The organism is Paenisporosarcina sp. P4_E4_2, from assembly GCF_056401595.1.
Map to the genome: position 1 here is coordinate 1 of NZ_JBFUJC010000113.1, position 8,818 is coordinate 8,818.

Here is an 8,818-nt window from a genome sequence, read left to right on the forward strand (position 1 = left end):
GAATAAATAAATGGACGGAGAAAGACACGTTTTGTCTTTCTCTTTCTATGTCGAGAAATATTTCACAGTTGGTAGTAGATTTTTCAATGAGGTATGATATAATAGGTTAGTCGTATAAATCATTGCTCATAAGATTTAAAAGATTCCTGATTAGAGTGGGAGGGATAATGATGCGCGTTAACATCACACTAGCTTGCACAGATTGCGGCGAGCGCAACTATATTTCTAAGAAAAACAAGCGTAACAACCCGGAACGTCTTGAAATGAAAAAATATTGCTCACGTGAAAAGAAAATGACTTTACACCGTGAAACAAAATAAAACCATTTAACCAAAACCTGCTCAGGTTTTGGTTTTTTTCATGGAGGGAATATTATTGGAAAAGTCCACAATTCGAAAAGCTATCTTAAACGATTTAAATAATTTATTACCAGAGGTACATGAAAACCATTCATGCATGATACATAGAAAAGTACTAATGGAAGAAACGGTCAAAACAGCACAAGTAATCGGTATCACATTATCTGCATTTCCTGAAGTAGATACATGGAAATTAATTGAAAATTTTTGGCAACAAGGGAAAAGAGTGGCCGTTCCGAAGTGTCATCCCGCCACAAGGGAAATGACTTTTTTTGAAATAACCTCCTTTAATCAACTTGAGGTAGTATATATGAAACTAAAAGAACCGATTCCAGCCCTTACAACTAAACTAGATACGCCTCAAATTGATGTACACATTGTTCCGGGAGTCGTATTTGATCCAAAAGGATATCGTATTGGCTTTGGTGGAGGTTACTATGATCGTTATTTAAGCACATACACAGGATCAACAATCGCGATGGCTTTTGACAGACAGATTGTTGAACAAGTTCCTATCGAACAATTTGATTTACCAGTACAATGTATCTTGACCGAAACAAAACGGATTGTATGTATGAAAACGGAGTGAAAGTATGAAATCAATTTATGATGTTCTTCAATATTTAAAACGCTATGGAACTTTTATCTACACAACAGACCGACAGGCYGATTTATTGTTAATGGAAGATGAAATTCGCGAATTGTATAACTCGCATATGATGGAAACGCAGGATTTTCAGATGGCTATTCTATTAATTCGGCAAGAACGGTCACGTTTAAATGACAAAAACATAAAATAAAATGTAAAGACAATCTGACGAAAGTGGTCAGGTTGTTTTTGTTTTTGGTAAAATATAGGGGTGACTCGAAAAAAATTTACTTTTTTTTAACAAAAACGAAACTTTTATATGTTTCAGCCGTCTTATAAGGGGTAACTAGGTGAAGGAGACATAGACATCTAACTATTTTACTCTTGAATTATTAACAGAAAGTTGCATGGTTGTAAAAAAAGGATTAAGATATACTAATGTTTCTTTCTTTAGTTGAATAAAATAGACTTTCTGCAATAAAGTCGCTCATACCGTTTGTTACGGGAAATTAAATAATTCATGTAGAGGTCAGTCGTTGCCATTCTTATAAATGGGATTGCACGATGACTTTTTGCTGAAAAATTCAAAGTTTGAAAGTGATAAGGAGGATGTTAGGAATGAAGAACATAAAAATACCTAAACATTCGATTTTGGCTCTAGCCATTTTAATGACTTGGATTAAAACCTATGTGGTATACCATACGAGTTTTGATATGAAAATTGAAAATGTCATGCAAGAAGTAATTTTGTTTATAAATCCATTAAGCTTTTTGCTTTTTGTGTATGGTATCTCATTATTCTTTAAATCCGTTAAAGCCAGAAATCGATATTTATTAATTACGAGTACAATATTAGCGGTGATTTTATACGCCAACGTCGCATTTTACCGTTTCTTTAGCGATTTCATCACACTTCCGGTATTGTTCCAGACGAGCAATTTCGGAGACTTAGGTGCATCTGCAGCCGAAAGTATTTACTTCACGGATATATTCTACTTTGTTGATGTTGCGTTATTATTTGCGGCAATTAAATGGTTGCCGAAAGTGACAGAAGTTGCAGTAAGACCAGCTATCCGTAGAGCATATTTTGTGTTGGCAGCAGCAGTTTTATTCCTGAACTTAGGATTAGCAGAAACTGAGCGTCCACAATTGTTAACTAGAAGTTTTGACCGTGAATTATTAGTGAAGAATATCGGAATGTATAATTATCATATATACGATGTTTACATTCAATCGAAATCTCATGCACAGCGAGCATTAGCTGATGGCAGCGAACTAGTAGAAGTCAATAACTATGTTCGATCAAATCAAGCAGAACCTAATTACGAAGTATTTGGTACTGCTGAAGGCAAAAACTTAATTGTTGTTTCACTTGAATCACTTCAAAATTTTGTAGTGAATGAAGAAATGAACGGTGAAGTTATTACACCTTTCTTGAATGAATTAACGAAAGACAAAGATACGTATTACTTCCCGAATTTCTACCATCAAACAGGATTGGGAAAAACTTCCGATTCTGAATTCGTGGTAGAGAATAGCCTTTACCCATTAGGTGGAGGCGCAGTGTTCTTTACGAATAGTGGGAACACTTACAATTCAATGGCCGAATCATTAAATGAAAAAGGTTATTTCACAAATGTCATGCATGCGAATAACAAGAGTTTCTGGAATCGTGACATTATGTATAATGCCTTGAATGTTGAAAAATTCTATGATGTGGAAAGTTACGATATTGCTGAAGGCGATTCAGTTAACTGGGGAATGAAGGATATACCTTTCTTCGAACAATCAGTTAATCATATGGCTGAAATGGAACAACCTTTCTACTCACGATTGATTACATTGACGAATCATTATCCTTTCCATTTGGAAGAGAAAGATCAATTTATTCCTGAATACAATTCAAATTCAGGAACATTGAATCGTTACTTCCAGACAGTACGTTACATGGATGAATCAGTGAAATCTTTATTTGAAGACTTGAAAGCTAAAGGGTTATACGAGGATTCAATCATTGTCATGTACGGTGACCACTATGGTATTTCTGAAAACCATAATGAAGCTATGGCACAATATTTAGGAAAAGAAATTACACCTTTTGAAACTGCTCAATTACAGCGGGTACCAATGTTCATTCATATTCCCGGATCCAACCAGGGTAAAGTTGTTGAAGAAGTTGCTGGTCAAATCGACATTCGTCCAACTATTCTACATTTATTGGGTGTAGACACAAGTAAAGATATGCAAATGGGTGCAGATATCTTTTCTAAAGACCATGAAGAATTTGTTGTATTCCGTGATGGCCGCTTTGTTACTGATAAAGTGGTTTATGCAGGAAATGTATGTTACGACAAGGAAACTGGTTTAGAAACAGAGGCTAAAGCTTGTGCACCTTACATTGAACGGGCGGCAGAAGAACTTGGATACTCAGATCAAATCATCAATGGGGATTTGCTTCGTTTTTACGATGAAAAAACAGGCAACCTGCTAATTGATGAGACTGCTGAACGTAAATAATGTATTCTGTTAAAAACGTCAAAAAGTGTAGAATCACTTTTTGACGTTTTTTTTATTTATTGAAACACATATCGATTCTATACGTACTACTTGTATATAGGAAAGGGGGAGTGGTGATGAGACGAAGCATTCGATACTACAGTATATTTCTTTTGCTTCTTTTAACAAGTTGCCAGCAGAATCTCTCAGAACCTTTCTTACCAGAAAAATCAATTTCCCCTGAACAAGAACAACCGAATAAAGAAGAAGATACAATTTTACCTCTATCAGAGCTGAACGGGAATTTTGAAAGTGTGATTGGCTGGCTTTCTAATGAAGAGATTCTCTATATAACAAGACAACAATCAGACTATCAAATTAATTCCTATCATATTGAAACCGGGGTTAACAAAATAATCTTTACTATTTCAGAACCTATCATCGAAGCGAGGATTCATCCGAACTTGTCTAAAATTGCTATTGTAACATCCAATAATTCATTGAGCGCGTCCATACATTTTTATTCGTTGGCAGGTCAGGAATTGGACAAGTTGACGATCGAATCATCCGAATTGTATTGGGACTGGCATCCAACTCAAGATGATGAAATTTTTTTCAGTGCATTTTATGAAGACTGGACGTTTGATTCTTTTGTCTATTCAAGCGGAACGAAAGAAATGAAACGCTTTGAAACAAATGATCCATTTGGTAAATGGGGAAAAGAATCCTCTATATACACTATTAATTGGCCAGAAAACGATTCATTAAGTGGTGGAACATTACGTGAAGTGAATACCGTGACGAAGAAGGAAGCAGAGTCGGAAGCTACCAATATTATTCACGTGTCGGCTACAGATGATGTTGAAGTGCGAGTAAGTATTTCAGATGATCAGCAAAAATTTTTGTACACACTGATACGGTATCGGGATGGGAAATCAACAACGTTCGAATTGCCGTCCATCAGTAATTACTCGCAATGGTTTGTTCCAGAAATAGAATGGCTTAGTGATGGAACTATGTTGACATATGAAGCGTCTCAATCAGGTTTAATGGATGATATCCCATCAGACTTTGATCTTGTCCAATTGTCTATTACTGAGCCTATGAAAACAATCTTGAAAGGACCTTATGAATCCTTTTCGTGCAATCCATCTGGCCAATATTGTTTAACAGGAGTTCAATTAGAAAATTTGCTAAAGGTTAAAAGTGGTGAAACATTGCCTTGGATTACATTGCAGGAATAATAAATATAGTGCCCACGTGCCACTATTAATCGATAATTTAATTGGAACTAAATATTTATAAGATCAGTTAAAGAAAACTGTGATGATTGAATAAAAATTGAGAGAGTACTTTGCCCCTACGATAAGTAACCATTTAGTTTATCTGAGCCATAATATAAAAAAAGCTGACGTTCGTGTGAACGTCAGCTTTTTTATGGTATTAGTGTAATGCTGGTGGAAATCCGTGTTCTAAAATCGTCATCACTGTGAACCATCCAAAAATTGCAAAAGTTCCTATGTTGAAGACTAATCCTAAAAGGTTTTTCTCTTTAAATGCTTGGTAAGAACCAATTGCACCAAAGATAGCAACCAGGCCAAAAATAACCATTAATAAGTTCATTATAGACACTCCTTTTGACATCAGAAAATGAATGCCGAGTACAAGTTTTCTACCTTATTATAAGTTTTTATATATGATTTGTCGAGGATTAAAAAGTGTCGGATATATGAACTGCGAGAATGCCGACAGAGTTTCTGCTACAATAATCTTGAGGTGATTGACATGTTAAATATACGTACGTTCCCACTGGGTCCATTACAGACCAATTGCTATGTGGTAACCAATAAAGAAAAACAATGTTTGATCTTTGATCCAGGTGAACAAGGAGATGCTTTAATTAAAGAATTGCGGAGATTACAGGTAAAACCTTTAGCAATTATTTTAACGCATGCTCATTTCGATCATATTGGAGCTGTCGATGTAGTACGTGATGCGTTTAATGTTCAAGTCTATATACATCAGGCAGAAAAAAATTGGCTTTCTGATTCGACTAAAAATGGTTCAGCACGCTTTCGTGAATTGCCTTTAGTGGAAGGAAGACCAGCAGATGTATTGATTGATGCAGATGGTAAGTTGGAAATCGGACCGTTTTCATGTCAGATGTTCCATACGCCTGGCCATTCACCTGGAAGCATTTCCTATTGGTTTGAAGAAGACGGTTTCGCAATTGTTGGCGATACATTGTTCCAGGGCAGCATAGGGAGAACGGATCTTCCTTATGGTAACCATAAAGAGTTGATTAATTCTATTCACAATAAGCTGCTTACTTTACCAGAAGAAACGATCTGCTATCCTGGACATGGTAATCCTACGACTCCTGCAGAAGAAATGGGCAATAATCCGTTTCTTAATGGATTTTGACAAAGAGCGTGTGTCCATAGTTAAATAACCGGTTTTTGTGGAGACCAAAAATCCCAAACAAAAAAGACAGTCATATGAAATGACTGTCTTTTTATAATCTTGATCAGTGTCCAGCACCAGGTACGTGAATAAATGTCGTATAGTAAGTGAAGCCAGCAAAAAACACTGTTAAATATGCTCCGAAGATGTAAATGTACATACGCTCTGAAAGGTTTAAGAAACCTAAAAGAATAAATAAACCTGTGTTTGCTAGAAATAATAATGATGCCGAATACATATCACCTAAATAAAACATAACTGCGAAAATTCCTGTCCAGAAACCCATCACTTTATACATATTGTTCATGAGTAGTCCCCTCCTTTTACAACTATACAATAATCTCTACCTCATTATAGATGATTCGGTTCACAGATGTAAACTCTAGAATGTCTTTAGAATGTGACAGAACAGTGGAAGTTGTGAATTCTTACTTGAAAAAAGACAAAAAAATTTCTGATCAGTTAAGTATGTCCAAATATAATCGACATTAAAAAGTTTTTAAAGATGTTTCTTATATTAGGTGACAAACATTATACAATAGTTGAAATCTGTATAACAAATGAAAAGGGAATTATAGGAATTCTAAGGGTTGATATAACATTCTATACTTATCCATTATTGACCTCTTGTCGAAAAACGAAAATATGGTTAATCTCTAACCAGATTAGATTCGAAGAAAGACATATATTCAGTCAAACGCCAACTGTTGAAAAACTCTCTTTTCTTTTATCAATGACAACGGAAGATCTTATGAAATTCTGGCTACCCGCAGTCAATCATTTAAAGACTTGAATCTGAATATCGATGACTTGCCATTATCAAAAGTGGTTGAATTGATGGTAGATAATCCAAAGTTATTGAGAAGACCGATTTTGACAGATGGCAAGAAATTAGTGGTAGGTATCAACCGGAACATTTGGGTTCCTTTTGCGGCAAAAGTAAATTATTCTACGCATTATAAGTAGCAAAATAAAAATTTCCTGCCTTACAAGGTGGGGGATTTTTATTTTGCTGAAAAATATATATTTTTTATGCTTATGACTTTATAATGTCGAGAACAGGGTATGAGCGGTCCTAACCTGTTTTGGGTGAATGGTCATATACATGAATGAATTACAGAATATTATTGAACAAAAAAGTGAAGAGTTAATTAATCGAGCAGTATTAGCACGGGCTTCTGATATTCATTTAATTCCTACATCAGGAGGGTATACAATTTATTTTCGCTTACACATAAAATTGGTCCCAGCAGGTAAGCTTCACCTGGATATCGGGGATCGTATGATTTCTTACTTCAAGTTTTTATCCTCTCTTGACATCAGTGAAAAACGAAAACCTCAAAGTGGTTCATTCCAACAAATCTTCAATACACAAGAATGTTCTTTCCGCGTTTCGACTTTACCATCTGTTCAAAATAAAGAAAGTCTTGTAATTAGAATTCAATTGCATGATGATTCTAAACCATTACAAGAACTTGCTCTTTATCGTGATGCAGCTAAATTACTGCATGACTTAATGATGTCCCGTCAAGGTTTGATATGCATCACCGGACCAACTGGCTGTGGGAAAACGACAACTATGTACTCACTTACAAGTTATAGTACGCATCAATTGAATCGGCATGTAATTTCCCTGGAAGACCCGGTGGAAAACAGTCAATCCCACTTGCTTCAAATACAAGTGAACGAACGTTCTGGAATTTCCTATGCTTCAGGTTTGAAAGCGATATTACGGCATTCGCCAGATGTCATAATGATTGGAGAAATTCGTGATTCAGAAACAGCCCAAGCAGCTGTTCAAGCATCTTTAACAGGACATCTAGTTATTACGACTGTACATGCTAAGAATCCGATTGGATGTCTATATCGATTAATGGATTTGGGGATTCCGATTGATGACTTACAACAATCTATTCTTGGAATTACAAGCCAACAACTAGTAATCACTTCATATGATAGGGAAGGTGATCGAGTAACGCCGAACCGCTCTTCTTTGTATGAAATTCTGTATGGTCAAACTCTTGAAGAAGCAATCGATACGATAAAAATAGGTGGATCTTTTAACATGCCACAAAAGTATACGCTTTCCAATCAGTACGAGCGAGGAGTGAAACTGGGTGTCATTAAAGTTTCTCCCGTCACGTATTGAAGTACGAGATTGTCAAATACCCAGGAAAAAACAAGCCCAGTTTTTAAACAGACTCTCTACGCTCTTGTCTGAAGGATACACATTTTACGATTCTTTGGTAATGCTGTTGCCTCACCATGTAAAAGCAAGTGAAGAAGCACACAACAAACTTGCGGCCAACTTGAAAAATGGAGATGGAGTCACCACGTTATTGATGACATTAGGAATTCCCAAGAGTTATTTATTATCTATCCAAATGGCGGAATCCCATGGGAAATTACAGAAAGCGCTACTTTGTCTTCATACGCACATTGCTATGCTGGATCGGGCAAAAGCGAGCCTTAAAAAAGTGGTCATGTATCCTGTATTTTTATTTTGTATGCTGGCAGGGTTGTTTTTGGCATTCCGTACTTATTTTTTACCAAACATGCAGTTGCTTGCAAATTCCAGACAGAATACTGCATCTTCGAACACGATGAGTTGGACAAGCTTATTGCTGCATTTGCCAGATGTGTTAGTCACTGTCTGTCTGTTGGTCTTTATCACGGTGTTTTTGTTTCGCTGGGGAATTCAACGGTATTCTTATGAACATCAATTATCCATCTTATTAAAAACACCCATCTTATCCAATTGGATGAAATTATTTTGGACGAAAAGTTTTTCACAGGAACTTGGGACATTATTAGCCAGTGGATTATCTTTGCAACATGCTTTGGATGTTTTGAAAAAACAAAATTACCAACCTTATTTGCAAGTTATATCTACAAATATATACACATCCAT

General features: G+C 35.9%; 10 protein-coding genes and 1 pseudogene. 9 read left to right on the forward strand and 2 right to left on the reverse strand.

What is annotated here, in order from left to right:
• Positions 1-170 precede the first annotated feature (170 nt).
• The 5 genes from rpmG to AC1DSB_RS09840 all read left to right on the forward strand — a co-directional run bounded on the left by rpmG (position 171) and on the right by AC1DSB_RS09840 (position 4,688).
• Positions 171-320: a 50S ribosomal protein L33 gene (rpmG, locus tag AC1DSB_RS09820; RefSeq protein WP_016426933.1), complete on the forward strand. Its 150-nt coding sequence runs from the start codon at positions 171-173 to the stop codon at positions 318-320.
• A 55-nt stretch (positions 321-375) separates the two neighbouring features.
• On the forward strand, positions 376-948 hold the full coding sequence (locus tag AC1DSB_RS09825; protein WP_477531986.1) for a 5-formyltetrahydrofolate cyclo-ligase: 573 nt from the start codon (positions 376-378) through the stop codon (positions 946-948).
• Between the two features lie 4 nt (positions 949-952).
• Positions 953-1,159, forward strand: a complete 207-nt coding sequence (locus AC1DSB_RS09830) for a YqgQ family protein (RefSeq protein ID WP_477531987.1) — start codon at positions 953-955, stop codon at positions 1,157-1,159.
• Between the two features lie 407 nt (positions 1,160-1,566).
• A complete protein-coding gene (locus tag AC1DSB_RS09835; protein ID WP_477586613.1) occupies positions 1,567-3,465 on the forward strand; it encodes an LTA synthase family protein in 1,899 nt (632 codons plus the stop codon).
• Positions 3,466-3,581: 116 nt separating this feature from the next.
• Positions 3,582-4,688, forward strand: coding sequence for a YqgU-like beta propeller domain-containing protein (locus tag AC1DSB_RS09840; protein ID WP_477586615.1), 1,107 nt, complete (start codon positions 3,582-3,584; stop codon positions 4,686-4,688).
• A 199-nt stretch (positions 4,689-4,887) separates the two neighbouring features.
• On the opposite strand, the gene AC1DSB_RS09845 is transcribed toward AC1DSB_RS09840, so the two are convergent.
• The gene (locus AC1DSB_RS09845; protein ID WP_477532718.1) at positions 4,888-5,067 is read right to left on the reverse strand and encodes a DUF2759 domain-containing protein; all 180 of its coding nucleotides are present in this window, start codon (positions 5,065-5,067) and stop codon (positions 4,888-4,890) included.
• Positions 5,068-5,229: 162 nt separating this feature from the next.
• Between AC1DSB_RS09845 and AC1DSB_RS09850 the strand changes: the two genes are divergently transcribed.
• Positions 5,230-5,868, forward strand: coding sequence for an MBL fold metallo-hydrolase (locus AC1DSB_RS09850; RefSeq protein WP_477532717.1), 639 nt, complete (start codon positions 5,230-5,232; stop codon positions 5,866-5,868).
• A gap of 103 nt (positions 5,869-5,971) precedes the next feature.
• On the opposite strand, the gene AC1DSB_RS09855 is transcribed toward AC1DSB_RS09850, so the two are convergent.
• Positions 5,972-6,214 (reverse strand): DUF2626 domain-containing protein, encoded by a 243-nt coding sequence (locus tag AC1DSB_RS09855; protein ID WP_024534515.1) that lies wholly within the window; start codon positions 6,212-6,214, stop codon positions 5,972-5,974.
• Positions 6,215-6,487: 273 nt separating this feature from the next.
• Here AC1DSB_RS09855 and AC1DSB_RS09860 point away from each other — a divergent pair.
• The 3 genes and pseudogenes from AC1DSB_RS09860 to AC1DSB_RS09870 all read left to right on the forward strand — a co-directional run.
• Positions 6,488-6,873 (forward strand): annotated as a pseudogene (locus AC1DSB_RS09860) (Spx/MgsR family RNA polymerase-binding regulatory protein).
• A gap of 139 nt (positions 6,874-7,012) precedes the next feature.
• On the forward strand, positions 7,013-8,056 hold the full coding sequence (gene comGA, locus AC1DSB_RS09865) for a competence type IV pilus ATPase ComGA (protein ID WP_477532716.1): 1,044 nt from the start codon (positions 7,013-7,015) through the stop codon (positions 8,054-8,056).
• Positions 8,025-8,818, forward strand: a 794-nt coding sequence (locus AC1DSB_RS09870; RefSeq protein ID WP_477586617.1) for a type II secretion system F family protein, incomplete at its 3' end; no start/stop codon positions are given. The genes comGA and AC1DSB_RS09870, both read left to right, overlap by 32 nt.

What these genes read in the sequence shown, in the direction of transcription:
- rpmG (WP_016426933.1), top strand. Translation starts at nt 171, where the DNA reads ATGCGCGTTAACATCACACTAGCTTGCACAGATTGCGGCGAGCGCAAC.
- AC1DSB_RS09835 (WP_477586613.1), top strand. Translation starts at nt 1,567, where the DNA reads ATGAAGAACATAAAAATACCTAAACATTCGATTTTGGCTCTAGCCATT.
- AC1DSB_RS09840 (WP_477586615.1), top strand. Translation starts at nt 3,582, where the DNA reads ATGAGACGAAGCATTCGATACTACAGTATATTTCTTTTGCTTCTTTTA.
- AC1DSB_RS09845 (WP_477532718.1), bottom strand. Translation starts at nt 5,067, where the DNA reads ATGAACTTATTAATGGTTATTTTTGGCCTGGTTGCTATCTTTGGTGCA.
- AC1DSB_RS09850 (WP_477532717.1), top strand. Translation starts at nt 5,230, where the DNA reads ATGTTAAATATACGTACGTTCCCACTGGGTCCATTACAGACCAATTGC.
- AC1DSB_RS09855 (WP_024534515.1), bottom strand. Translation starts at nt 6,214, where the DNA reads ATGAACAATATGTATAAAGTGATGGGTTTCTGGACAGGAATTTTCGCA.
- comGA (WP_477532716.1), top strand. Translation starts at nt 7,013, where the DNA reads ATGAATGAATTACAGAATATTATTGAACAAAAAAGTGAAGAGTTAATT.